We start from the raw sequence: 24,514 nt of genomic DNA on the forward strand, positions 1-24,514 counted from the left end.
TCGCACTGACCGAAAGGGAATCAATGCGCTGGCTTCAGACATCACGACGGCGCCTGCTGTCCGCCGCCGTCCTCATAGCTCTGCCCGCCGCTCTGGCGGTCGCCCAGTCACCGGCCACCGCCAGGCCGCTACCCTCGCCCAGCGGATCGGCGTTCGACACGCAACTGCTCGCCAAGGCCACCCCGGACGAGTGCTTCGCCGGTATCGGCCTGCCCTACCCGGCCGGCCCGGCGTGCGAGTCCGGCCAGGCCAAGGTCAACCAGGCGTACGTGTGGTCACTCACCCAGGCGCACGACCGGCTGTGGTTCGGCACCGGGTCGAACGTCAACTGCATCGTTACCGGGGCGACGCTCTCCCTGCCGAATCCCCGGATGACCGACGACTACGTGTGCGAGTTCGCCGAGAGCCAGGTCGCCAAGGAAAATCCGATCATGCCGGTCAGCGTCGGTGACCACCGGCAGCCCCGGGCGTACGTCTACGACCTGGCCTCCGGCACGTTGACCGAGAAGACCAGTGACATCACCTCCGCGTCGCCCGACGATCTGTCCCGGCTGCGCCGCACACTGGGTCTTCGGGCCGGCGGTACCCATCAGGGCGTGGTGCTGCTGGCCGGGCCGGCGCTCGGGGCCACGGTGAGCATGTTCGCTTTTGACACGGTGACCGGCGACTATCTCGGCTCGGCCAACTTCACCCAGTACGGCAACATCCGCAACTTCCTGGTCGCCGACGGCGTGCTGTACGCCGGGGTCGGTGTCGGCCCCAACGGTCGCGACGGCGGGCACATCCTGCGCTGGGCGGGTGACCGTACCGACCCGTTCAACTTCGTCGAGGTCGGGCAGTTGCCGGCGCAGGTCGCCGACCTGGAGTTGCACGGCGGCCGGGTCTTCGTCAGCACCTGGTCGGCCGCTGGCAGCGGGTCGGCCGGCGCGCGTACGGCCGAGAGCGGACGGTCCGGCCGCATCGGTGTCACCGACGAGCCAGACCCGGGCATCGCCGGGGTGTGGATGAGTCCTCCGCTGGCCGCCGCCGAGCCCGGTCTGACCCCGGACGACACCGCCGGGTGGACGCAGGTGTGGAGTGCCGCGTCCTACGAGCCGGATCCGGTGATCGCCGGCTCGTACGGACTCGGCGCGCTGGCCTCGTACCGTGGATATCTCTACTGGGGCACGATGCATGTGCCGATGAAGTCGACCGCGATGGTGGCCGAGGCGTACCCGCCGGTGGACGAGCTGGCGGCCCGCACGACGCTGGAGCGGTCGCAGCGGGCAGTGAGCATCTTCCGGGGCAAGCGGTTCGGCACCGCGACGCAGCGGGTCGATCTGTTGTACGGCGAGGCGGTGCTGCCGGCGTACGACGCCGACGCCAACGACGGCGCCGGTGCCTGGCGGTGGGCGCTGACCGGCTACCGGCCCCGGTACGGCCACATGGGCTTCGGCAACATCTACAACAACTACACCTGGACGATGGCGGTGTCCGGTGGCCGGCTGTTCGTCGGGACGATGGACTGGAGCTACCTCGCCAAGGACCTGCTGCCGCAGACCGCGGCCGGGATGGGCTATCCGGCGGCGGCCACCGCGTCGACCGCCGGGCCCGACCCGATCACCATCGACCCGCAGCGGTACGGCGGCGACCTGTGGATGTTCGGCTCGACGCTGCGGCCGGCAACGGCGGTCGACACGCAGGGACTGGCCGGCAACTACCTCAACTACGGCATCCGCACGATGGTGGCCGACGGATCGACGTTGTACCTGGGCATGGCGAACCCGATGAATCTACGGACCGATCCGACCGACGACGTGCCGGAGGGCGGCTGGGAGTTGATCAAACTGACCCCGGCTGCTTCCTGACCACGATCGACTCACTCCTCAGTGGGCACGCACCGCTCTACCTCGGGCGGTGCGTGCCCACTGTCGGTGGCCTAATTGACTGTTCGCTCATACCGCTCATGCGCTGGCAGTCGAGGTGCGCGGATCGCGGAACAACCGACGGCGAAAGTGGAGTGCGCCAATGCATCGCCCTAGGCTTTGGCGGTCCGGCCGCCGTACCGATGGAGGCAGAATGGTCAGCACCCGACGCACACTCGCCGGCACCACCGTGGCCGGCACCATGGTCGACAACGAGCTCTGGACGCCGTGGCGTTGCGAGCGGACCTGGCCCAGCAGCGATCCGGTCGACGTCAGCGGCGTCATCAGCTTCGGCGACTCACCGGCCGCCGAGCTGACCCAAATCGACCCCGAGGACGGCGAGATCACCGTGGTCGCCGTCGATGTGTGGGTTGACGAGCAGTACCAGCCACGTCGGGTGAAGCTCGTCATGGGCACGAAGAACGACATCACGATGAACTACCGACTACGGCAGGGCGGTCACCGTCGAGGCCCCGCCGGCCGACGAGACGGCGGACTTCGCCGAGACGATGCAGGACCTGCAAGACCTCGCCGACGAGCTCGGCGGCTGACCAGCGACGCGAGGCGCAACAGCGACGGCGACGGACCGACCGGGTCCCGGTCGGTCCGTCGCCGTTTCGGCTAGAGGTTCAGCGTCCAGCTGTCCAGGTAGCCGGTGTCCAGGCTGGCCGAGTCCTGCACCCGCAGCTTCCAGACTCCGTTGGCCACCTCACCGGACAGGTCCCGGGTGTAGGTCTGGAAGATGTTGTCGGTGCTGCCGCCCGACCGGCTGTGCAGCACGTTGATGCTGCCGTCCGGGGCGATCAGCGACACGGTCAGGTCACCGATCCAGGTGTGGAAGATGTTCACCTCGATGGTGCTGGTCAAGCTGGCGTTGCCAGGGCAGCCGGTGATGGTGATCGAACTCTCCACCGTACTGTTGTCGTTGATCGCGACGTCGGTCGAGTTGGTCTGCGAGCAGCCGGGCGGGCTGTTTACGGTGAGGGTGAACGGCGCCGACTGCGCCGTCTCCGGCCCGGTGCCCACCACGGTCAGCGGAAAGACGCCGGTGCCGACCCCGGTGGTGGTGGCGATGGTCAGCGTCGCCGACCCGCCGGAGGTGACCGACGGCGGGCTGAAGATGGCGGTCGCACCGCTCGGCAGCCCGGTGACACCGAGGGTGACGGTGTGCGGGGCTCCGATCACGGTGGTGGTGCTGACCGTCGCGGTCACCGAATCGCCCGGGTCGACCGCACCACTGGTCGGGGTGACCGCGAGGGTGAAGTCCTGGGTGGGCGGCTCGACGTCGCCGATGTACAGCAACTTGTTCGGTGATCCGCTGCCCGGGTTGCTGACTGCGTTGCTGGTGGCGTCGTCGACCAGCAGGTCACGGATCTGCTGCGGGGTATAGCCGGGGTTGGCCGCCAATGCCAGCGCTGCCGCCCCGGCGACGTGCGGGGCGGCCATCGAGGTGCCACTGATCGTGTTGGTGGCGCTGTTGGTGGTGTGCCAGGCCGAGGTGATGCTGCTGCCCGGGGCGAAAATGTCCAGGCAGGTGCCCCAGTTGGAGTAGCTGGCCCGGGCATCCGTGCTGGTGGTGGCGCCGACGGTGATGGCGTCGGGGGTGGCGGCCGGCGAGTAGTTGCAGGCGTTTGCGTTGCTGTTGCCGGCGGCGAGCGAGTAGACAACGCCGTCGGCGATGGAGCGGGTGACCGCGTCGTTGACTCCCTGGTCGAAGCCGCCGCCGAGGCTCATGTTGGCCACCGCCGGTTCGCCCGCGGCGTGGTCGGCGGTGACCCAGTCGATGCCGGCGATGACCCCGGCGTAGGTGCCGCCGCCGCTGTTGTTCAGCACCCGGACCCCCACCAGGGTGACATCCTTGGCCACCCCGTACGCGGTGCCGCCGACCGTGCCGGCGACGTGGGTGCCGTGCCCGTTGCCGTCGTCGGCGCTGCCGCCGTCGACCGCGTCGAAGCCGGTGACGGCCCGCCCGCCGAAGTCGTTGTGGGCGAACCGGATGCCGGTGTCGATGATGTACGCGGTGACACCGGATCCGGAGTTCGGGTAGGTGTAGCTGTCGTCGAGCGGCAACGCGGTCTGGTCGATGCGGTCCAGGCCCCAGGACGGGGTGGGGGTCTGGGTGGCGGCGAGGGTGACGGTGCGGTTCTGCTGGACGTAGTCGACCGCCGGGTGGGCGGCGAGGCGCTTGGCGGCCTTCTCGGTCAGCCGGGCCTCGAAGCCGCGCAGCGCGGTCGAGTAGGTGCGGGCCACCGCGCCGTCGTGCTTTGCGGCGAGAGTGCGTGCGGTACGCCCGACCCCGACGCTGTCCACTTTGCTCTCGTCGAAGACTACGACGTACGAGCCTGCGACGGTGTTCTCACCGCCCGCGTAGAGGATCTGGCCTTCCGCTGGTTCGGCGTTGGCCGGCGCGGCGAACGCCAGCGCGGCGGTCGCTACTGCGATGGTGGTAAGCCCGAGGCGCCAGCGGCGCCGGGGTGGCCGGGAGAGTGTCATCTCCCGCCTCCTTTCGATGCACGGCCGACCTGTTTGTGACAGACCGACCGGGTAACCGGGGTACCTGACTGACACAGATGTTAGGCGCAAAACAGATTGATGTAGAGGTATGTCATTCTGTCTTGTGCTCCCGTACGCTGGCACCTTTTGCCGATACCGCCAGAACTCCGCATCACTCGACATTGCATTGATGTCCATCGACATGGAGTCGACGCTGACCAGACTGGAATCAGTCGCCACCCGGTCGGTGGCCGGTCGGAAAATCGGAAGTGCCCGACTTCGGGCCGGAGCCGGGCCGGAGCCGGCCCGCGTCGGGACAGAAATCAGCCGATCGAAGGGTGTACGCCGGCGGCGTGCAGCACGGCGTGGTTGTTCTCCCGCAACTGGGCGAACGCCTCGACTTCGTCGACGAACGTGTCCCGCCGCACCGACGCCAAGGTGCCGGCGACGACCGCCGCCAGGTCGACGTCGGCCCGGTAGACGTACGACGCGTTGCCCTGCAAGGTGGCCTGCCAGGCCGCTGGGTCACCGGTCAGCCAGGCCGTCGCCACCCCACCCGGGTTTCGGACGATTATCCGCTCGCCGGCCCCGGCCAGGCCGAGCCGCGACCAGACCGCCCGGGAGGCGACGACGCCCGAACCGCACGACGGGGTCAGCCCGGCGCCCCGCTCGTACGTCTGCACGTAGATCTCGCCGTGGTCGAGCGGGAACACGAACGACAGGTTCGCCCCACGCGGTACCAGGTCAGTGGCGGCGGTGATCCGCTCCCCGGTAGCGACCAGCTCGGCCTCGTCGAACTTCTCCACCACCGCGACCAGGTGGTCGTTCGGTACGGAGAGTGCGGTCAGTCCGTACGTGGGGTGCAGCGCCGGCAGCGGGGTGTCGACGTGCGGCTGCGCCACGGCGACCACCGGCTCGGCGGGATCGAAATCCACCTTCGGCATCTCGACCGCGGTCTGCCGGACTCCTTCCGGCGTCGACTCGGCCCGCAGCACCACGAAGTCGCTGTCCCCGGCCCGGACCACCGCCCGCTCGGCGTCGCGGGTGTCCAGCACCAGCCGTCCGACGCAGCGCATCCCGTTGCCGCACAGCTTGGCGAACGAGCCGTCCGGGTTGAAGAACATTGCCTGCGGCACCGCCGGGCCGAAATCGACGAAGTAGACGCCGTCGCCGCCGCCGAGCGGCCCAGACCGGTCACAGAGCCGGCGGACCAGGTGCGGCACGTCCGCCTCGGCCGCGTAGTCGCCCGGCCGGCCCTCGACGACCAGGATGTCGTTCTGCGAGCCGTGCGCCTTCAGAATCGGCAGGCCTGACCTCATCCGTACGCACTCCCCCGCTGTCACTCGCCGCCGCGACCGGCCGGCACCGGCGACCAGTCTACGGTTGCGCCACCGTGAACGCCGTCGCGACCTACCGGTATCTGAACCCGTCCGCCCGTCGCCGAGGTGGCCCGCACCCGCTACCACCGGCCCATCGACCCGGCCAGCCTCGACCCGGTGGTCACCGGCGGCCGCGACCGGCTGCGGTTCGAGTCCTTCTCCGGCTGCTGCGGGGTGTACGCCCGCCTCGACGTCACCCCGGACGACCTGACGGCGTCTATGATGGACAGTTTGGTCGTGGAGCGGAAGGTGCCGCTGCCCGCCGCTGGCTACGCGGCTTCGCCGAGGTGCAGGTGATCGCGGCGGGGACGGACCTGCGGGCGAAGATCCCGGCCGCCGAGGCTGCGACGTTGCTGCGCCGGCTGCCCGGTGCCGGCGACCGGTCGGTGCTGTGGGTGTACGGACCGCCGGTGGCCGCCGGCGCGGCACCGGCGGCCACCGTGTGAGAGCTGGACCTGGCCGGGATGGGCCTGTCGCTGACCCTGTCACCGGAGCCGGCCCGGCGTTTCTCCGGCGAGGGCGGCGTCCTGCCCGCCCTGGCCGGCGACGAGGTCGCCGACGACGCCGAGCTGATCGGCGAACTGCTCGACTGGGATCCGAGCATCGACGTCGGCGCGCTGGCCGAGGCGTCCGGCCTGGCCGCCGCCCAGGGTGCGCGCGGCGCTGAAGCTGCTCGGCACCGCCGGTCGGGTCGGCTACGACGTCACCCGGGCCGGCTCCAACCGGCTGGTCGCCGCCTCCCGGTAGCCGGCTGGCGGCGACCGCCGGTCACCGCACCGTCGGGGTCAGTCCTCAGCCCGCCAGCGGTAGTACTCCTTGGCGACCGCGTCCACCGGGCCGCGCCAGGCGTCCTGGTTGTACGGGCTGATGTACGGGCTCAACTCTTCCATGATCTTGCCGAACTTCGGCTTGTCGTGGATCCGCGCGTCGTCGGCGGTGTGCGGGACCGAACGTTCCAGCAGATGCACGTAGACGTCGTCGATCGAGTAGAGCCAGCGTGCGGTCACGCTCATCTCGACCGGCAACGTGCCGGCGTCGGATTCGGTGAAGATCCGGGCGACGTTGTCCTCCGCGCCGGGCTTGATCCGCCCGACGATCACGGTCAGATGCCGGCCGGCCGGGTCCGGGCCGGCCCCTCCCGCCGGGCTGCTCCCCTCCGCAGCCCAGCGGTAGAACTCCTTGGCCACCGAGTGCGACGGGTTCTGCCAGTTGCGCGGGTACGGGGTGACGTACGGGCCGATCGCCTCGGCGATCTCCTTGAACGCCGGCAGCCCCCGGGTCTGCCCGGAGACCGCCGGGTCCTCGTTGCGTTCGACGATGTGGATGTAGAGGTCGTGGTGGGACAGCAGGATGCGCCCGATGACGCCGAAGTCCTGCGGCCGGGTGGCCTTGTCGTAGTGGCCGAAAGTCTTGGCGATCTTGTTCTCGCTGCCCGGCACCATGCGGCAGACGATCACGTTGCGGAAGACCATGACAACTCCTCGCAGAACGGTGGGGATCAGCCGGGTCGGTTCGCCCGGTGACCGGTGGTGGGTCAGCCGGCGGCGGTGAACCGGACCGGCAGCTCGAGCAGCCCGCGAAACGGCGAGGCTGCCGGGAGTCGACGCAGTTCGGCGGCGGGTACGGCCAGCCGCAGGTCCGGCAGCCGGCGCAGCAGCCCGCCGATACCGGTCCGGGCCTCGATGCGGGCCAGCGAAACCCCCAGGCAGTAGTGCACCCCGTGGCCGAAGCCCAGATGGGGTCCGCGTTCGCTGGTCACGTCGAGGCGGTCGGGGTCGGTGAAGTGGTCCGGGTCGCGGTTGGCCGAGTTGAGCACCACCCCGACCGCTGCCCCGCGGGGGATGCGGACACCGTCGTACTCGACGTCCTCGGTGGCCACCCGAGGGCTGGCGATCGGCAGCGGGCCGTCGAAGCGCAGCAGCTCCTCGACGGCCGCCGGCAGCAGCTCGGGCCGGGCCCGCAGCAGCTCGTACTGTCCAGGGTTGGTCAACAAAGCCAGCATGGCGTTGCCGAGGAAGTCGGCGGTGGTCTGGTGACCGGCAAACAGCAGCAGGAACGCGGTGGAGACCAGCTCCCGTTCGGTGAGCGCCCCACCGTGGTCGCAGGCGTCGATCAAGGCGGTCAGCATGTCGTCGGCCGGCGTCGCGCGTTTGGCCCGGACCAGCCCGGTCAGGTAGTCGTGCAGCTGTGCCTGTACCTGCTGCACCGCCGCCCGCTCCTGGTCGGGCGGTCGACTGGCCGAGCCGGAGGTCCGGATCACCTGGGTCCAGCCGAGCACCTGTTCGTGGTCGGGTTTCGGCACGCCGAGCAGCTCGCAGATCACCACCATCGGCAGCGGTACGGCGAACTCGTGCATCAGGTCCGCCTCGCCTCTCGGCGCGAACTTGTCGAGCAGATCGTCGACGACCTGGCCGATCCGGGGCCGCAGGGCCTCGATCCGCCGGGGCGCGAACGCCTGCGACACCAGCCGCCGCAGCCGACTGTGCTCCGGCGGATCCGAGTTGAGCATGTTCTTGTTCAGGCCCTCCGAGTTGGGCCCGAAGAACCGCAGGTAGTGGCCTTCCGGGCCGTACAGGTCCTTGGACAGCCGAGGGTCGGTCAACGCCGCCCGCGCGTCGTCGTAGCGGGTGATCAGATAGGAGTCGAACCGAGGTGAGGCGACCAACCGGACCGGGCACTGCGCACGCATCCGGGCGTAGGTGGGGTACGGGTCGGCGGCGTAACCGTCGGTGTAGAACTCCGCCGCCGGGACGGCTGGCTCGTTGGACCCGACCGGCTCGGCCGGTCGTGGGTCGGCGGTCATCGCGGCTCCTTTCGTTCGCTCGGCACGCTGTGCAGCACCTGGTAGGTGTGCCGCTGCGCGGATTCACGCAACTCCCGGATCACCCGCAGCAGCCGGTCGCGCTGCGCACTGCGGCCGAACGCGTCGAGGCGTTCCCGGTCCGCCCAGTCGGTGATGATCAGGTAGCTACGGGGATCGTCGGCGTCGCGGACCAGGTCCTGGCGCAGGCAACCGTCGAGCATGCGAATCTGATCGGCGATGGCCTGCCACTCGGTCTCGAACCGCCGCTCGCACCCGGGGCGGGTTCGCATCGACAGCACGGCACGGACTGGGCCGGCCGGGTCTATCTGGTCTGTCCGGCCCGTCTGGCCCGTGTGGTTCGGGGAAGCGGCGGTCACCGGGCACCGCCGTTGAACACCAGGTGCAGGTGGTGGCGTAGTGCCTCGACGTTGATCGGCTGGCTGCGGAAACCGACGTAGCCGTCCGGCCGGATCAGGTAGGCGGCGGCGCCGGCGGTGCCGTACCCGGCCCGGAACCCACCGGCGGCGTCGTGCAGCACCGGTGGATGGTCCGCTGGCGGGGCTGGCGTGTCCGGGCTGAGCAGCAGGTAGACCTCGACCTCGCCGTACGTCCGCTCCGGCAGGTCGGCGCTGAGCTTGTCGATGGCGGCCAGAGTGGCCTCGTCCGCTGTCCGGTCGGCGTAGAGCAGCAGGGTGTGCCGGGTCCCCCGGGTCAGCTCGTGCAGCCGCATCGGATGCCCGACACCGCGCCGACGCAGGCCGGACACGTCGGGAGCGCGCTCCCCCGGGGCCGGGCCGGTGCGCAGCGCGTCCACGGTGGCCAGCGACTCGCCGACCAGTGGACTGTCGGCGTAGCTGACCAGCATCGACATCTCCTGCAGGAACTGCCGTTCGAGGTCCTCACGCTCCAACTCGTCGGTGAAGGCCAGCCGCACCGCCCGCCCGACGACCTCCTCCCCCTGTGGTCGACGCTCGATCTCGTAGCTGTCCAGCAGGCCGGGCGCGGCGACACCACGGACCGCCAGCGCCAGCTTCCACGCCAGGTTCCAGGCGTCCTGAATGCCGGTGTTCATGCCCTGGCCGCCGGCTGGTGGGTGCAGGTGGGCGGCATCGCCGGCGACGAAGATCCGCCCATCGCGGTAGCGGTCGACGATGCCGTGACTGATCCGGAAAATCGACGACCACCGCAGGTTGGCCGCGGTCGTACCGGCCGGCGCGAGCTGGTCCAGCACTGCCTGCACGTCGGCGAGGGTCGGTTCGCCGAGTTCGGCGCTGAACCCGGGCGGGGCGTTCTCGCCGCAGGTAGCGGCGAAGTAGCGCGGCGGCGCCATCGTCGCGATCCGGTAGCGGGATTCACCCCGCAGCGGTACGCAGACGAGCATGTTGTCCAGCTGGCCGTCGGTCTCGTGGATGAACCGCAGCAGGTGGTTGGCGGGCATGTCCCAGCCCACGTCGACGTCGCCGAGCATGAACAGTTGCGGGAAGCGGCCCAGCCCGCCGGTAAAGGTGAGGCCGAGTAGTTGGCGTACCCGGCTGTGCGCGCCGTCGGCACCGACGAGGAACTTGGCGCGGACCGTTTCGGTGCCGCCGTCGGCGTGGGCGAGGTTGGCGGTGACCCCGTCGTCGTCGCTGGTGAAGTCGACCAGTTCGGTGCCGCGCCGGGGCCGTACGCCGAGGGTGGCGAGCCGGTCGGTGAGAATCCGTTCCGTTTCGTACTGCGGCAGCCCGAGGTGCGCGTACGGCAGCCCGGGCAGCTCCCAGCTGCCCCGGTGCACCTGGTGCCCGTTGACGAAGACCGCCTGACCGACCAGCCAGCTGCCGGCGTTCATGGCCTCTCGGTCGACGCCCTGGTCCGCCCAAATCTCCATGGTGCGGCAGTGCACCCCGATCGCCTTGTCTGCCTGGTCCGGTGGGCTGGTCAGTCTGTCGATGATCTGGCAGTCGACACCCCGGCGGGCCAGTTCGATCGCCGTGGTCAGCCCGGTCGGCCCGGCGCCGACCACCAGCACGTCGGTGCTGTGTGCCGGTGCCGCTGGCGGGTCGTTCGACGGGTCGGCGGGGTGGAAGATCCGGGGCCGGATCCCGACGAGGAACTCCGCGATCGGACCGGCTTCGGCCCGCTCGTGGTCGGGGTCGGAGATCCATCGGCGGAACTGCTCCTGACTGCGCCACTCGGCGAAGATGTGGTGCACCGGGGTGCCGGGTTCGCGCAGCAGCTCCTCGCGCAGGTAGCCATCCACTCCGGACATGCGGGTGACGACCTCGACGTGCCCACGGTGAAATTCGTCGATCCGGTCGACGGGAACGACGATCGCCACGTCGACATAGATCCGGGCGTCGGTGCCGGCCCGGCCGTGCATCACCCGGTAGCTGCCGACGGCAGGCGGTTCGCAGGCGGCCTGTACGGCGTCGGCCCACCGCCGGGCGACGGGTCCGTCGAGATAGTCGCGCAGCGCGGCGTCGTCCGCCCACTCGGTGACCACGACGAAGGTACCCGGATCGGTGGCGTCGACGAGCAGCTGGCGTAGTCGGTTCCCGGGCATCGCACCGATGTCGTCGGCGACGGCGCGCCACGCCGACGCCACAACCGTCTCAAATCCGCTGCGGGCGCGGACCCGGAGCATCGTCCTGATCATTTGGTCCCCCTGAACGGCGTGCGGTGGACCTGACCTTCGCCAACACCGCGTCACCCGACCGTCAACACGGCACGGGGCACTGTGGGCGGCCGGTGACGCGCCAGCGACCCATCGGGGGAACGATCTACAGGTGTGCGCTCAGCCGGCCGCATCGGCGGTGAACAGCGCCGCCTGTTGCGGGTGCAGCAGCGGTGCGGGCAGTCCGACCTCGGCCAGCACCCGGCCGGGCAGGGTCACCTCACCGGGGTGCAGCCAGGCCGGCGGCCGCACCTGCAGCGTCGCCGGCGCCGGGCCGATCCGCAGTGGGCTCACCCGGTAGCGACGCTGCGGGTCGAGGCCGGGCAGCCGCAGCGGCACCGGCAACGCCGACCGCGCCGCGTCGAGCGCCACCAGGGCGTACACGCCGGTGTGCCGGTCGGCGTCGACGACCCCGTACAGCTGCCGGGCCGGATCGGGGCTGTCGGCGCGCACCAGCGTCCCGGTGTGCAGCAGTGGCCGCAACCGCCGGTACGCGGCGACCCACTCGGCGACGTCGGCGCGCTCGGCGTCGGTCGCGGAGGTCAGGTCCCATTCGATGCCGGCGTGTCCGAACAGCGCGGTGGCCAGCCGGAAGCCCAGATCGGTGGCCCGGCCGGTGACGTGCGCGGTGCCGGCACCCAGATGCCCGCCGAGATACTCCAGCGGCATCAGCACGCTGGTCCAACGCAGGATCCGCTGCCGGTCGAGCGGGTCGTTGGTGTCGGAGGTCCAGAACCGGTCGACCAATTCACCGATGCCCAGATCGATGCGGCCGCCACCGGAGGCGCAACTTTCAATCTCCAGGTCAGGGTGGGCCACCCGCAGGTCGGCCAGGAGCCGGTAGAGCGCCGTGGTCTGCCGGTGCGCGCCGGCTGCGGCGAGCAGGTCCCGGTTGTGGTCCCACTTGAGGTAAGCGATCGGGTACGCCTCGAGCAGCGCGCCAAGCCGCCCCCGTAGATACCGGTAGGCGTCCGGGTTGCCCAGATCGAGCACCCGCTGGTGCCGCCAGGTCGGAGCGTGCGCCGGCCCGAGCAGCCACTCGGGGTGGACGCGGCCCAGCTCGGAGTTAGGGCTGACCATCTCCGGTTCCACCCACAGCCCGAAGTCCATGCCCCGGGAGCGGACCCGGTCGACCAGCGGCCCCAGACCAGCCGGCCAGCGCTGCGGATCGACGGCCCAGTCGCCGAGCGCCCGCCGCTCGTCGACCCGACCGGTAAACCAGCCGTCGTCGAGGACGAATCGTTCGACGCCGACCTGCGCGGCGGCGTCCACCAGCCGGGTCAGCCGGTCGAGATCGTGGTCGAAGTAGACCGCTTCCCAGGTGTTGAGCACCACCGGCCGAGGCCCGCGCAGCGGCCGGCGGGCCCGGATCCAGCCGTGCAGCCGCGTGGAGAGACCGTCGAGGCCGTCGGCGGAAAAAGCGGCGACCGTCCACGGGGTGGTGTACTTGCCGTCGGGCGGCAGGATCAGCTCGCCGGGGGCGAGCAGTTCACCGGCGCCGAGCAGGCTGTGCCCGGTTGCCTGGCGTTCGGCGTACAGCTGCTTGTCGCCGCTCCACGCCAGGTGCACCGCCCACACCCGGCCATGCCGGAACCCGAAGCCGGCGGTGCCGGCGACCATCAGGAACGGGTCGTCGTGCCCGGGCCGGCCATGGCGGGTCTGCCGCATCCATGTACCGTCGCGCAGCCGGCCGCGCTGCGGACGTCGCTCGTGGGCCCACAGCCCGGTGAAGTCCAGCACCTCCGCAGCCTGCTCCGGCACTGGCAGCACCACGTCCGACGCGGCCAGGTGCAGGTCGACCTCAGAGGTGTTGCGTACCTGGTGGCGGATCCGTAGAACGCCCTGGTCGCTCAGCGAGACATCGGTGCTCACCCGCAACCCGTTGGCGGCGCAGTCACAGTCGACCACCAGATCGCGGGGGCCGGTCCGGCTGACCGCTCGCAGCCGCAGGTCGTCAACGGGCCGCCCGGACCCGGACCAGTGTCCGGCGATGCCGGGCCGGCCGGTCCAGCCCTGGCCCGGGGTGGGCAGCAGGGTCAACCGCAGCGGCTGATCGACCGCGCTGGGCGGCACCGGCGGGACCGCCGCGTCGGCCAGGTCGGTCAACTCGCCCTCGGTCAGGTCGCCAAGGTCGCCGCCCCAGTGCAGGACGACCGGTGGGTGCGGGCCACGGGCGTCCAGCACGAGGCTGGTGCCCGCGGCCCGCAGGTACATGATCAAACGGTTACTCCGTGACCGGGATGGACTGCGACTTCAGGGTATCCACCGTCGAGGCCTGGGCGGCGGTCAGTGCGTCCAGCAGGGTGCCCTGACCGGAGACCGCCGCCTTGAAGCCATCGGAGGCGTCAGCGTAGGTCTGGGTCATCGTCGGGCCCCAGACGAAGTCCGCGGCAACCTGTTGCGACGCCTCGGCGAAGACCTCGTAGATCGGCTGGCCGCCGTAGAACTCCACGCCTTCGCGCAGCGCCGGCAGCTGGGTACCGGCGGTGGTGGCCGGGTAGATGTTCGCTTCTGCGTTGAGCAGGGTCAACGCCTCCTCGGAGGTGTTCAACCAGAGTGCGAACTGAGCTGCCTCGTAGACGTGCTCGCTGCCTTGGAACACGGCGATGGATGAACCTCCCCAGTTGCCGGCTACCTGCTCGCCAGCATTCCACTGCGGCATCGGCGCGACCGCCCACTTGCCGGCGGTGTCCGGCGCACCGGAGCTGATCGAGTTGGCGCCCCACACCGCTGATACCCAGGTCCAGACGGAACCGCTGTTGTAGGCGTTGTCCCACTCGGTGGTCCACGGCGGCTCGGCCGAGACGAGGTCTCGGTCGATGAGGTCCTGCCAGAACTCGGCGACCTGGGTGGTCTGCGGGTCGGTCAGGTCTACCGTCCACTGATCGCCGTCGTTGGCGAACCAGCGGCCGCCGGCCTGCCACGCCAGGCCGGCGAACTGGTTGATGTCGCTCTGCGAGAAGTTGGTGATGTAGCCGCCTGCTGCGCGGACTGTCTCGGCGGCGGCCGCGTACTCGGCCCAGGTGGTCGGCACCTCGATGTCGTTGGCCTCGAACAGGTCCGCTCGGTAGAACAGGGCCATCGGTCCGGCGTCCTGCGGTACGGCGTACGCCGAACCCTCCTCGCCGAAGCTGACCTGCCCCCAGGTCCAGTCGACGAACTGGTCCCGGGCGTCGAGCACGATGTCGCAGGCACCTAGGTCGACCAGGCCGTCCTGCACCCTGAAGCTGGGCAACGCGTCGTACTCAATCTGGCCCAGGTCCGGCGCGTTGCCGGCCCGCAGCTGATTGAAGAAGTTCTGGTAGGTGCCGCCGTTGCCGTTCGGCCCGGTCTGCACGTTGACCTGGATGTCGGGGTTCTGCTCGTTCCAGACCTCGACCACCTGCTCGATGCCGGGGATCCAGGAGGTGAAGTCGAGGGTGACCGGGCCTTCGGCCGGGCTGCAGTCGGCGCCGGAACCGGAATCGCCGGAATCGCCGGAGGAGCAGGCGACCAGCGCCAGCGTGCTGGCGAGCAGTACGCCGACTGTCGAGGCGGGGAATCTCATCGAAATCCTTCTCTCATTATCGGTGGATGGACGGGGGTCCGGCGAAAGGCGGGGTCACTTGACCGAGCCCGCCCCGAGGCCGGTCCGCCAGAACCGTTGGAGCAGCAGGAACGCCGCGACCAGCGGCACGATCGACAGCAACGCGCCGACGAGCACCAGACCACGCAGTTCGGGCAACTGGTTGACCTGGGTGTTCCAGGTGTAGAGGCCGAGGGTGACCGGGAACAGCCGCTCGTCGCCGAGCATGATCAGCGGCAGCAGAAAATTGCTCCAGACCGCGACGAAGTGGAACAGGAAGATGGTGACCAGTGCGGGCAGCATCAGCCGGGTGGCGACGGTGAAGAAGGTCCGTACCTCACCAGCGCCGTCGAGGCGGGCCGCTTCCAGCAGATCGTCCGGCACGCTCGCGGCGGCGTAGATCCGGGCCAGGTAGACCCCGAACGGGTTGACCAGGCTGGGCAGGAACACCGACCAGAAGGTGTTGGTCGCCTCGAACCGGCTGAAGATCAGAAACAGTGGCAGGGCGAGCGCGGTCGCCGGCACCAGCACGCCGCCGAGCACCACGTTGAACAGCGTCTCCCGGCCGGGAAACCGGTACTTGGCCAGGGCGTACCCGCACATCGCGGCGAGCAGAGTGCCGATCAGGGCGGCGCCGCCGGTGTAGGCGAGGCTGTTGAGAATCCACCGGGGGAACACTCCGTCGCGGTAGGTCAGCACCTCGGCAACGTTGTCGACCAGCGCGAAGTCGTCGAACCACAGGGGCGCCCCCTGAGTGACCCGCCCGCCGGGTTTCGCCGAAGCGACCAACAGCCACCAGATCGGCACCAGGAAGTACGCGGTGCAGACCAGCATCACCAGGGTGGCGGCGGACCGCGACAGCATCGAACTCCGCAGCGGCGTACCGCCAGGCGAGTGGCCGGCGGGGGTGCGGGCTGGGGCGCTCATCGCACGCCCCGACGCTGGGTGAACTTCAGGAACGTGAAGGACAGCGCGAAGGTCGCCAAGGCGAGCACCACCGAGAAGGCCGCAGCCAGGTTGAAGTTGGGGATCGACGAAGTGGAGTAGACGGTCAGGTTCGGGGTGTAGGTGCTGGACACCGCCGAGCTGAAGGTCCGGAACACCTGCGGTTCGGCCAGCAGCTGCAGGGTGCCGATGATGGAGAAGACGGTGGTCAGCACGATCGCCGGCATCACCATCGGAATCTTGATCGACCAGGCGATCCGGGCCGGGCCGGCACCGTCGAGCCGCGCCGCCTCGTAGATTTCCGGCGGGATCGCCAGCAGCGACGAGTAGATGATCAGCATGTTGTAACCGACGTAGACCCAGGTCACGACGTTGGCGATGGACCACAGCACCAGGTCCGCGCCGAGCAGGTCCGCCCGACCGGTGACGGCGGTGAACGGCGACAGGTTGGGCGAGTACAGGAAGCCCCACATGATCGCCGCGACGACGCCGGGCACCGCGTACGGCACGAAGAAGGCGAGCCGGAAGAAGCGCCGACCGCGGACCAGACCCGAGTCGAGCAGCAGGGCCAGCAGCAGGGCGAGGCCGAGCATCACCGGCACCTGCACCGCGCCGAACAGCAGCACCCGGCCGATCGAGAACCAGAAGGGGCTGTCGGTGAGCACCCGCTGGTACTGGGCGAGCCCGCCGAAGACCTCCCGGGCCGGACCGAAGGTGCCGGTGCGTTCAACCACGTACAGAGACTGGACCACGGCATAGCCGATGGGGACGGCGTAGAACAGCGCGAAAAGCGCCCCGAACGGCACCACGAATATCGCGATGGCGCGCTTGTGCGGTACGGGTGCCCGGCGACGGCCGGTCGCCGTCGACCGCACCGTACGGAATCTGCTCACCGAGCCGGCTCCTCTCTGACCACCCGGACCTCGCCGGGGCCGACCCGCAGCTGCCCGTCGACCGGGGTCCCGGTGACGAGCTCGTAGCCGCTGGCGGCGTGGCGAATTTCCCGACGGCCGTGGTTGACGACGAACAGGTAGCTGCGGTCGGTACCGACGCGCCGGACCACCTCGACCGAGCCGTCGTTCTCCGGACCGTGCGGGGTCACCCCGGCCCTGTCGGCGGCGGTACGCAGCACGTCCCGCAGCCCATCGGAGGCCAGCGCGGTCGCCACGTACCAGGCGGTGCCGGCGCCGTGGGCGTTGCGGGTGACGGCCGGGGTGCCGGGCAGCGGGCCGTCTGCGTACCGGGCGAGGGGCGCGGCGGTGGTGGTTCGCAACCGCTCGGTCCACCACCGGGCGCGGGCTCCGTTGTCCAGGGTGACCTCGACACCGGGCAGCAGCGGGACGAACTCCTCGCCGACCACGCCGAGCAGCTCGCGGAAGGCACCGGGGTAGCCGCCGAGGCGGATCCGGTCGTGTTCGTCGACGATGCCGCTGTAGAAGGTCACCAGCAGGTGGCCGCCCGCGTCGACGTACTCGGCCAGCGCGGCGGCCTGCTCATCGGTCACCAGGTGCAGACACGGCACGACGACCAGCCGGTAGCCGGCGAGGTCGACGTCCGGCGCGACGACGTCGCAGGTCACGCCGAGCTCCCGCAGGCCGGTGTAGGCGGCGTGCACCTGGTCGAGGTAGCGGATCTCGGTCGACGGGCGGGCCGGACCGTCGGCGGACCACCAGGACTCCCAGCTGAACAGCAGGGCCGCGTCGGAGCGCACCCGAGTGCCGGCGACCTCACCGACGCGGTCCAAGACCTCCGACAGCCGCAGCACCTCCCGCCAGGTGGTGGTGTCGGTGCCGGCGTGCGGCAGCATCGCCGAGTGGTACTTCTCAGCCCCGGCGGCGGAGGCCCGCCACTGGAAGAAGCAGATCGCGTCGGCGCCCCGGGCGACGTGGGTGAGCGAGTTGCGGATCATCTGGCCTGGCTCCTTGGCGAGGTTCCAGGGCTGCCAGTTGACCGCGCCGGTCGCCTGCTCCATCAGCATCCACGACGCTCCCCCGGCTAGCCCACGGCTGAGGTCGGCGGCGAAGGACAGTTCCGCGACCGGGTCGCCGAGCCGGTGGTCCAGATAGTGGTCGTTGGCCACGACGTCCAGGTCAGGCGCCCAGGACCAGTAGTCTAGATCTCTGATATGGGCGGTTACCATCAGATTCGTGGTGATCGGCGCGGTGCTGTGCCGGCGCAGCACCGCCGCTTCGGCGCGGTAGTGCTCCAGCAACTGCGCGGAGCTGAACCGGTGAAAGTCCAGTAGCTGCGCCGGATTGGGCACTGACAGGTTCGCCCGGGGTGGTTCCACCTCGTCCCAGTCGCCGTAGCGCTGACTCCAGAAGGCCGTGCCCCAGGCGTCGTTGAGCGTGTCAAGGCTGTCGTAGCGCTTTCGCAGCCAGCTCCGGAAGGCGACCGCGCTGGCCTCGTCGTAGCACAGCGCGTTGTGGCAGCCAAGCTCGTTGGACACGTGCCACAGCGCCAACGCGGGGTGCCCGCCGTAGCGTTGGGCGACCTGCTCAACCAGCGCCAGGGCGTGCCTGCGGAACACCGGCGAGCTGGGGCACCACGCCTGCCGACCACCGGGGAACCGGGTGGTGCCGTCAGCTGCCTGCGGCAGCAGCTCGGGGTGCCGGGTGGTCAGCCAGGGTGGCGGGGAAGCAGTGCCGGTGCCGAGGTTGAGTTTGATGCCGGCGTCGTGCAGCAGGCCGATCACCTCGTCGAGGGCGGCAAAGTCGTACTCGCCCGGCCGGGGCTCGATGCTCGACCAACCGAAGATGTTGATGGCTACGAGGCCGATGCCGGCCTGACGCATCAGCGCCACATCCTCGCGCCACACCGCTGCCGGCCACTGCTCCGGGTTGTAGTCGCAGCCCAGCGTGATGCCGCGGATCGACGGCAGCAGTGGTGCGGCCGGCCGGTCACGGGGCGGTTTCATCGGGGTGTCCTCGCTGCCGGAACGAACTGACTCTGTGCACGTGCACACATTTCGCCGGGCGAACAGTCGGCGAACGAATGTGTGAACGTGCACACGTTAAGGGCGCGTTCCGTCGCAGGTCAAGGGCCGGCCGCTACAGTGTTCGACGTGAACCGGCCGAGACCGACGACGAAGCGGGCGACCGTGCACGACGTCGCCGCAAGCGCCGGTGTGTCCCGGGGCACGGTCAGCCGGGTCCTCAACGGCGGCTACGTCTCCCCCGCCGCCCGCGCCGCGATCCTCGCCGCCATCGCCGAGGTCGGCTACGTCCCCAACACCGCCGCCCGTAACCTGGTCACCCAGCGTTCCCAGGCAGTCGGCTTCATCGTGCTCGAACCGCACTCGTTGTTCATGGAGGACCCGAACATCGGAGCCCTCATGCTGGGCGCCAACGCGGTGCTCTCCGTCGCCGAGTATCAGATGGTCAACCTGGTGGTCGACTCTGACCGGGACACCAAACGGGTTGCTCGCTACCTCAGCGGCGGCTTCGTCGACGGCGCGCTGATCGTCTCGGCCCGCGCGCACGACCCGATCACCCGGGTCGTCACCAACCTGAAGCTGCCGGCCACCTTCGTCGGGCATCCGCCCGACCTGGCGCAGGAGATCCCGTTCGTCGGCGTCGACAACGTCGGCTCAGCGCGCGAGATCACCACCCGCCTGGCCGCCACCGGCCGGCGACGGATCGGCATGATCGCTGCTGCCCTGAACCGGGACTCCGGTGCCGACCGGCTCACCGGCTTCCGCCAGGCTCTCGGCGACCGGTTCGACTCCCGCCTGGTTGCCGAGGTCCCCTTCTACGACTATTCGTGCGGCGTCAACGGCATGCGGGCCCTCCTGGATCGGGCACCCGACCTCGACGGCATCTTCGCCGCCTCGGATGTGGTCGCCGCCGGAGCGATCCAGACCCTGCGTGAGGCCGGCCGGACCGTGCCGGCCGATGTCGGGGTCGTCGGATTCGACGACAGCGCCTGGGCGCTACGCACTAACCCGCTGCTGTCCACCGTGCACCAGCCGGCGAAAGAGATCGGCGCCCGCGCCGCCGACCTGGTGCTGCACCAGATCGACGGCAACTCCATCGCATCCGGCGGGACGCTGCTGCCGACCCCCGTCGTATGGCGCGAGTCCGCCTGAGCGGCGTCACCCGGAACCGAACCCGGTTGCGCGTTTCCAGGCATCGCGGGCACCGATCGACAGCGAAACGCTCGCCGCACCGGCATCCGCAACCGGGAATTGACGATGATCCGTGCTACAAACTCATCTGGCACCTAGCAGTGCAGTGCAAATGCGAAAGGGGCAACCTCGTTGAGAATCACTCGATTTTCCACAGGCGGCAAAGGCGGGGCCCACCGCGCCGTCGAACCACGCTCGGTCGGCAACCGGAAACGGAGGATCGCGCTCGGTTCGGTGGTCGCCGCAGCCCTCCTGGGCGGTGCCACGATCGCACCGCAGGCGTACGCGACGACGACCTTCGACGGGCCGGGCATCCGCACCGACGTGGTGGATGCCGTCACCGGTGAGCCGGTGACCGGCATCTGCGTATTCGCCGTTCCGGTATTCACGTTCAGCTTTCCTGCCGTCTGTCCGACCCGCAGCGACTCGCGGGGCCTGGTGAATGTCTCGGTTCCCGGTCCGGGTTCATACAATCTGTTCGCGCTGCCCGACTCGGGTAGCCAGTACGGCGCCCAGTGGGTCAGCCAGGTCGGCGGCACCGGCACCCAGAAAGATGCGCGGTGGTTCACCTTCTCCGCCGACGAGGTGCGGCCCGGACCGACGATCCGCCTGGACCCGCGCTCGATGATCGTCGGCACGGTGCTGGGCGCGGATGACGAGACCGTGACGAACGGTACGGTCGGCGTCGTCGCGCCGGTCGCCGACGGTTCACGGGATCCGCGCTACTCGCCGATCGGCGACAAGGGAGCGTTCGTCATCGACTGGCTGGGGCCGTACGAGTGGCCGCTGCTGTTCAACGCCGACGGTTACCCGTACCAGTGGAGTGGACACGTCGGCAACCGGCTGCGCGCCGATCTGGTCACGGCGGACGTCAACGCCCCGCCGTACGCGTACCAGATGGAGGCTGGCACCTCGGTGAGCGTTGAGACCGCCGACTCGCCGCAGGTTCCGGGCAAGCTGACACTCCTCAATGTCAGCACAAAGGACCCGGTCGGGCTCGCCGAGCTGGCCGACAGGGCGACCGGGGCGTCACTCCTGGTCCTACCGCGACAGCAAGTCAAGATCCACTGCGTCTGCGATGGAGAGCACCGCTGGCATGGCGGTACCGACTTCAGTAGCGCCACCGGGGAACCGATTCGCGCCAACGGTCCGCAGAGCATCACCTTCGCCCCACCTGCCTGATCCATCATCGATCGTCCGGCTGCGGCCTGCTGCTCCATCGTGGAGCAGCGGGCCGCAGTCCGCTAGACAGCAGGTCATAGTTACCCTGGAGAGTCAGTTGACTACGTGAAGTACACTTAGCTGTCTACGATCTTCCAACCATGGGGAGGGCGTACGACATGCGGTGGTGGGCAAAGCTGGTTCTGACGGTCGCGATGCTGACCACGGCGGCGGGATGCGCGCCCGCTGTCCGGTCCGATATCGGAGATGGCGACCTGACCAACAACTGGGCTAGGATCGCGACACCGAAAGTGTTCGTACCACAGGCCGGCGAGTGCCATCCGATCTCCGCCGGTACCGTCGGCCAGGGCACCGAGTACAGACCCGTCGACTGCGGACAGTCCCACGAGGTGGAGACGGTCTTCGTCGGGATCTTCACCGGGGTGCACGGCGTAGCGGACCACTCCCCCGCCCCCGGCTCGTCCAGCCGGCGGGCCGCCCGTACCGACTGCGACCAGCGGGTCCACGAATTCCTCGGCGACGACTGGCAGGCCGGCCGGCTCCGGCTCGAAGTCGTCGTCCCGTCCACCACGTCCTGGAACGGCGGCGCCCGCTGGTACCGGTGCGACGTCGGCGAGGTGGTCAGCATGCAGGACCGCACCTTCGTCGCCCGCACCGGGAGCCTCGCCGGCGCCCTCGACCAGCCGAACCCGCTGCGCTGGGGCTGCTTCAACCCGAGCGCCAACGCCGCCGGCGACGTCGGAATCCTCAAACCGGTGGCCTGCACCGAACCGCACCAGAGCGAATTCGCCGGGCTGTACCTGGAAGCCGACCTGCCCTACGACGACTTCGCCGCGAACGCCGACCAGGTACACGAACGGTGCCGCCGAGTCGTCGCCAATTACGCCGGCCTACCCGTCGACGACGACCTGCGACACCGCTTCGGCACCATCTACGACTACCCGTTCAAGGACGAGTGGGACGACGGCAACCTCGCCGTACGCTGCCTGCTCTGGCGCGACCAACCACCGCTGACCCGATCGGTACGCGACGGCGGCACCGCCGCCCTGCCGGTCCGTCAGGGCTGACCGACCCGACGCAGCAACGCCACGAACATCGCGTCGGTGCCGTGTCGGTGCGGCCACAGCTGCACCGACGGCCCGGCGCCGAGCCCCGGCATACCCGCCGGGAGCAATGGCCGGGCGTCGACGAAATCCACCGGTACGCCGGACCTACGGGCCGCCTCGGTCACCGACACGTGCGTCTCCACCCGGTGTGGTGAGCACGTCACGTAGGCCACCACGCCACCCGGCCGGACCGCCCGCAGCCCGGCGGCGAGCAGCTCCCGCTGCAACCGGGTCAACGGCGGCAGGTCCGACGGCTGACGCCGCCAGCGCGACTCGGGACGGCGGCGCAGCGAGCCGAGCCCGGTGCACGGCGCGTCCACCAGTACCCGGTCGAACGACGACTCGGGCAGCTCCGTCCCGGCACCCACCTGACGACCGTCGGCGACGTGCACCGCCACCGGCAGCCCGCGTACCGCCTGCTCCACCAGCCGGGCCCGGTGCTCGGCGACCTCCACTGCGGTCACCTCGGCGCCGCGACCGGCGGCCAACCCGCCGAGCAGCGCTGCCTTGCCCCCCGGCCCGGCACACAGGTCCAGCCACCGCCGGTCCGAACCGGACACCTCGGCGTCGGCCAACGCCGCGGCCACCAGCTGCGAGCCTTCGTCCTGCACGTGCGCCCGGCCCTGACGGACCGCCGACACCTCGCCCGGCGCGCCGCCGGGCAGATAGACGGTGTACGGCGAGAACGCGCCCGGTGCCCCGCCGGTGGCGTCCGCCAGCTCGACCGCGTCGACCCGGCCCGGTCGGGCACACAGGTGCACCGGTGGCGGCTCGTTGTCCTCGATCAGCAGCCGGGTCGTCTCGGTCAGGCCGTCGGCGGACTCCTCACCGAGTGCCTCCGCGAACGCCCGGACGATCCACGGCGGATGATGGTAGGTCACCGCCAGGTGGCCGACCGGGTCGGCCTGCTCGTCCGGTGCCAGCTCCGCGAGCCAGTCGTCCAGGTCCCGGGTGGCGATCTCCCGCAGTACGGCGTTGGCGAACCCGACCGCTCCCGGCGCCACGTCGTGCACCAGATCCACCGTGGCCGACACCGCAGCGTGCGCCGGAACCCGGGTACGCAGCAGCTGGTACGCGCCCAGCCGCAGCGCGTCACGGGCCGGCGGATCGATCCGGTCCACCTCCCGCCCGGCCGCACGGGCGATGATCAGATCGAGGGTGCCGACCATTCGCAGCGTGCCGTAGACCAACTCGGTGGCGAAAGCGGCGTCACGCCCCCGCAGCTCCCGCTCCCGCAGGATTGTCGGCAACACCAGATTGGCGTAGGCGTCATCGCGGTACACCGCCGCGACGGCATCGTACGCCGCGTCCCGCGCCGGGTCGGCCCGTCGGCGGCGGCCACGCTGCCCACGGTCACGCTGCCCACGGTCGCCCCGACCGTTCGCGATTGCGGGGCTCACTCGCTGCGCTCGCTCATTCCTCGCGCTCACCCGAAGAACTCGCCGGTGGTGATGCGGGTGCCGCGCGCCCAGTCCGCCGCCGACATGGCCTTCTTGCCGGCGGCCCGGACCTCGCCGAGCGCGACCGGCACGGTGGCCGTGCCGACCAGCAAGCGGCTACGTTCGGCCAGCGCCTCCCCCGGCTTCAACTCCGGGCCGTCCGGCACCGGCCGGACCGGCCCGAGTTTGACCCGCTCGTCGCGGAACGTGGTCCAGGCGCCCGGCGCCGGGGTGCCGGCCCGCACCCGCCGGTCCACCGCGAACGCCGGATCGGTCCACCGCACCCGGACGTCGTCGACGGACAGCTTCGGGGCCAGTGACACCCCGTCACCCGGCTGCGGCACCGCCCGGGCGGTGCCGGCGGCGATCCCGTCAAGCACCGCGACCAGCAACTGCGCGCCGCTGGACGCCAGCCGCTGCAGCAGGTCGCCGGCGGTGTCCGTGTGGCCGACCTGGTCGGTCACCGTGCCGAACACCGGGCCGGTGTCCAGACCCTCCTCCAGCTGGAACACGCTCGCGCCGGTCACCTCGTCGCCGTGCAGCACCGCATGCTGCACCGGAGCCGCCCCACGCCAGGCCGGCAGCAGGGAAAAATGCAGGTTGATCCAGCCGTGGGCGGGGATGGCCAGCGCGGTCGGCGGGACCAGGGCACCGTAGGCGACGACTGGTACACAGTCCGGGGCCAGCTCGGTCAGCCTGCTGAGGAACTCCGGCTCCCGTGGGCGTTGCGGGGTCAGCACCTCGATCCCCCGCTCGTCGGCCCAGACGCCGGCCGCGGAGCGGACCAGCCGGCGGCCCCGCCCGGCAGGAGCGTCCGGCCGGGTGACCACCGCGACGAGGTCGTGGTCGCTGGCGGCGATCGCGTCCAGCGCGGGGACGGCGATCGCCGGAGTACCGGCGAAGACAAGTCGCATCGCCG

21 protein-coding genes are annotated in these 24,514 nt (G+C 70.3%); 7 read left to right on the forward strand and 14 right to left on the reverse strand.

Translation table 11 applies throughout. The annotated features are described in order from the left end of the window. The first annotated feature begins 23 nt into the window (after positions 1-23). Positions 24-1,847, forward strand: coding sequence for a hypothetical protein (locus tag ACFHW1_RS15615; RefSeq protein ID WP_416557022.1), 1,824 nt, complete (start codon positions 24-26; stop codon positions 1,845-1,847). 211 nt (positions 1,848-2,058) lie between these two features. After that, on the forward strand, positions 2,059-2,529 hold the full coding sequence (locus ACFHW1_RS15620; protein ID WP_416615663.1) for a hypothetical protein: 471 nt from the start codon (positions 2,059-2,061) through the stop codon (positions 2,527-2,529). On the opposite strand, the gene ACFHW1_RS15625 is transcribed toward ACFHW1_RS15620, so the two are convergent. Both ACFHW1_RS15625 and dapF read right to left on the reverse strand, forming a co-directional pair. Then, a complete protein-coding gene (locus ACFHW1_RS15625; protein WP_416615664.1) occupies positions 2,526-4,397 on the reverse strand; it encodes a S8 family peptidase in 1,872 nt (623 codons plus the stop codon). The two genes, ACFHW1_RS15620 and ACFHW1_RS15625, sit on opposite strands and share 4 nt — an antisense overlap. A gap of 323 nt (positions 4,398-4,720) precedes the next feature. Continuing rightward, positions 4,721-5,716: a diaminopimelate epimerase gene (gene dapF / locus ACFHW1_RS15630; RefSeq protein ID WP_416615665.1), complete on the reverse strand. Its 996-nt coding sequence runs from the start codon at positions 5,714-5,716 to the stop codon at positions 4,721-4,723. Between the two features lie 126 nt (positions 5,717-5,842). On the opposite strand from dapF, the gene ACFHW1_RS15635 reads away from it, so the two are divergent. Both ACFHW1_RS15635 and ACFHW1_RS15640 read left to right on the forward strand, forming a co-directional pair. Further along, positions 5,843-6,073, forward strand: a complete 231-nt coding sequence (locus tag ACFHW1_RS15635; RefSeq protein WP_416557018.1) for a hypothetical protein — start codon at positions 5,843-5,845, stop codon at positions 6,071-6,073. Further along, positions 6,070-6,222, forward strand: coding sequence for a hypothetical protein (locus ACFHW1_RS15640; RefSeq protein WP_416615666.1), 153 nt, complete (start codon positions 6,070-6,072; stop codon positions 6,220-6,222). The genes ACFHW1_RS15635 and ACFHW1_RS15640 overlap by 4 nt, the downstream gene beginning before the upstream one ends. 39 nt (positions 6,223-6,261) lie before the next feature. On the opposite strand, the gene ACFHW1_RS15645 is transcribed toward ACFHW1_RS15640, so the two are convergent. The 10 genes from ACFHW1_RS15645 to ACFHW1_RS15690 all read right to left on the reverse strand — a co-directional run bounded on the left by ACFHW1_RS15645 (position 6,262) and on the right by ACFHW1_RS15690 (position 18,659). Then, positions 6,262-6,456 (reverse strand): hypothetical protein, encoded by a 195-nt coding sequence (locus ACFHW1_RS15645; protein WP_416590000.1) that lies wholly within the window; start codon positions 6,454-6,456, stop codon positions 6,262-6,264. A gap of 105 nt (positions 6,457-6,561) precedes the next feature. Beyond that, positions 6,562-7,248, reverse strand: a complete 687-nt coding sequence (locus tag ACFHW1_RS15650) for a TcmI family type II polyketide cyclase (RefSeq protein ID WP_416557015.1) — start codon at positions 7,246-7,248, stop codon at positions 6,562-6,564. Positions 7,249-7,310: 62 nt separating this feature from the next. Next, complete coding sequence (locus ACFHW1_RS15655) at positions 7,311-8,579, reverse strand: cytochrome P450 family protein (RefSeq protein ID WP_416557014.1); 1,269 nt, start codon at positions 8,577-8,579, stop codon at positions 7,311-7,313. Continuing rightward, positions 8,576-8,878: a putative quinol monooxygenase gene (locus tag ACFHW1_RS15660; protein ID WP_416557013.1), complete on the reverse strand. Its 303-nt coding sequence runs from the start codon at positions 8,876-8,878 to the stop codon at positions 8,576-8,578. Before ACFHW1_RS15660 ends, ACFHW1_RS15655 begins: the two co-directional genes overlap by 4 nt. Before the next feature lie 74 nt (positions 8,879-8,952). After that, positions 8,953-11,214 carry an FAD-dependent monooxygenase gene (locus ACFHW1_RS15665; protein ID WP_416557012.1) on the reverse strand — a complete coding sequence of 754 codons (2,262 nt, stop codon included), beginning with the start codon at positions 11,212-11,214 and terminating at the stop codon, positions 8,953-8,955. Positions 11,215-11,352: 138 nt separating this feature from the next. Next, entirely contained in the window at positions 11,353-13,446 is a 2,094-nt protein-coding gene (locus ACFHW1_RS15670) for an alpha-galactosidase (protein ID WP_416557011.1), read from the reverse strand. 10 nt (positions 13,447-13,456) lie between these two features. Then, on the reverse strand, positions 13,457-14,779 hold the full coding sequence (locus ACFHW1_RS15675; protein WP_416557010.1) for an ABC transporter substrate-binding protein: 1,323 nt from the start codon (positions 14,777-14,779) through the stop codon (positions 13,457-13,459). 54 nt (positions 14,780-14,833) lie between these two features. Next, positions 14,834-15,724 (reverse strand): carbohydrate ABC transporter permease, encoded by an 891-nt coding sequence (locus ACFHW1_RS15680; protein WP_416615667.1) that lies wholly within the window; start codon positions 15,722-15,724, stop codon positions 14,834-14,836. Further along, the gene (locus ACFHW1_RS15685) at positions 15,721-16,635 is read right to left on the reverse strand and encodes a carbohydrate ABC transporter permease (protein ID WP_416567725.1); all 915 of its coding nucleotides are present in this window, start codon (positions 16,633-16,635) and stop codon (positions 15,721-15,723) included. Before ACFHW1_RS15685 ends, ACFHW1_RS15680 begins: the two co-directional genes overlap by 4 nt. Next, on the reverse strand, positions 16,632-18,659 hold the full coding sequence (locus tag ACFHW1_RS15690) for a beta-galactosidase (RefSeq protein WP_416557007.1): 2,028 nt from the start codon (positions 18,657-18,659) through the stop codon (positions 16,632-16,634). Before ACFHW1_RS15690 ends, ACFHW1_RS15685 begins: the two co-directional genes overlap by 4 nt. A 147-nt stretch (positions 18,660-18,806) precedes the next feature. Between ACFHW1_RS15690 and ACFHW1_RS15695 the strand changes: the two genes are divergently transcribed. From ACFHW1_RS15695 to ACFHW1_RS15705, 3 genes are all read left to right on the forward strand, one after another. Then, the gene (locus ACFHW1_RS15695; protein WP_416557006.1) at positions 18,807-19,829 is read left to right on the forward strand and encodes a LacI family DNA-binding transcriptional regulator; all 1,023 of its coding nucleotides are present in this window, start codon (positions 18,807-18,809) and stop codon (positions 19,827-19,829) included. A gap of 273 nt (positions 19,830-20,102) precedes the next feature. Further along, positions 20,103-21,050, forward strand: coding sequence for a hypothetical protein (locus tag ACFHW1_RS15700; RefSeq protein WP_416615669.1), 948 nt, complete (start codon positions 20,103-20,105; stop codon positions 21,048-21,050). Between the two features lie 290 nt (positions 21,051-21,340). Further along, entirely contained in the window at positions 21,341-22,117 is a 777-nt protein-coding gene (locus ACFHW1_RS15705; RefSeq protein ID WP_416557004.1) for a septum formation family protein, read from the forward strand. Here ACFHW1_RS15705 and ACFHW1_RS15710 read toward each other — a convergent pair. Both ACFHW1_RS15710 and fmt read right to left on the reverse strand, forming a co-directional pair. Beyond that, positions 22,108-23,586 (reverse strand): RsmB/NOP family class I SAM-dependent RNA methyltransferase, encoded by a 1,479-nt coding sequence (locus ACFHW1_RS15710; RefSeq protein ID WP_416557003.1) that lies wholly within the window; start codon positions 23,584-23,586, stop codon positions 22,108-22,110. The genes ACFHW1_RS15705 and ACFHW1_RS15710 overlap by 10 nt on opposite strands. After that, a complete protein-coding gene (gene fmt / locus ACFHW1_RS15715) occupies positions 23,583-24,509 on the reverse strand; it encodes a methionyl-tRNA formyltransferase (protein ID WP_416557002.1) in 927 nt (308 codons plus the stop codon). The genes ACFHW1_RS15710 and fmt overlap by 4 nt, the downstream gene beginning before the upstream one ends. Positions 24,510-24,514 lie beyond the last annotated feature (5 nt).

This window comes from Micromonospora sp. LOL_014, from assembly GCF_048060245.1.
Taxonomy (GTDB): Bacteria; Actinomycetota; Actinomycetes; order Mycobacteriales; family Micromonosporaceae; genus Micromonospora_E.

Coding starts and splice junctions, on each gene's coding strand:
- ACFHW1_RS15655 (WP_416557014.1), bottom strand. CDS start 8,579: ATGACCGCCGACCCACGACCGGCCGAGCCGGTCGGGTCCAACGAGCCA.
- fmt (WP_416557002.1), bottom strand. CDS start 24,509: ATGCGACTTGTCTTCGCCGGTACTCCGGCGATCGCCGTCCCCGCGCTG.
- ACFHW1_RS15675 (WP_416557010.1), bottom strand. CDS start 14,779: ATGAGATTCCCCGCCTCGACAGTCGGCGTACTGCTCGCCAGCACGCTG.
- dapF (WP_416615665.1), bottom strand. CDS start 5,716: ATGAGGTCAGGCCTGCCGATTCTGAAGGCGCACGGCTCGCAGAACGAC.
- ACFHW1_RS15625 (WP_416615664.1), bottom strand. CDS start 4,397: ATGACACTCTCCCGGCCACCCCGGCGCCGCTGGCGCCTCGGGCTTACC.
- ACFHW1_RS15615 (WP_416557022.1), top strand. CDS start 24: ATGCGCTGGCTTCAGACATCACGACGGCGCCTGCTGTCCGCCGCCGTC.
- ACFHW1_RS15690 (WP_416557007.1), bottom strand. CDS start 18,659: ATGAAACCGCCCCGTGACCGGCCGGCCGCACCACTGCTGCCGTCGATC.
- ACFHW1_RS15620 (WP_416615663.1), top strand. CDS start 2,059: ATGGTCAGCACCCGACGCACACTCGCCGGCACCACCGTGGCCGGCACC.
- ACFHW1_RS15665 (WP_416557012.1), bottom strand. CDS start 11,214: ATGATCAGGACGATGCTCCGGGTCCGCGCCCGCAGCGGATTTGAGACG.
- ACFHW1_RS15680 (WP_416615667.1), bottom strand. CDS start 15,724: ATGAGCGCCCCAGCCCGCACCCCCGCCGGCCACTCGCCTGGCGGTACG.
- ACFHW1_RS15650 (WP_416557015.1), bottom strand. CDS start 7,248: ATGGTCTTCCGCAACGTGATCGTCTGCCGCATGGTGCCGGGCAGCGAG.
- ACFHW1_RS15670 (WP_416557011.1), bottom strand. CDS start 13,446: ATGTACCTGCGGGCCGCGGGCACCAGCCTCGTGCTGGACGCCCGTGGC.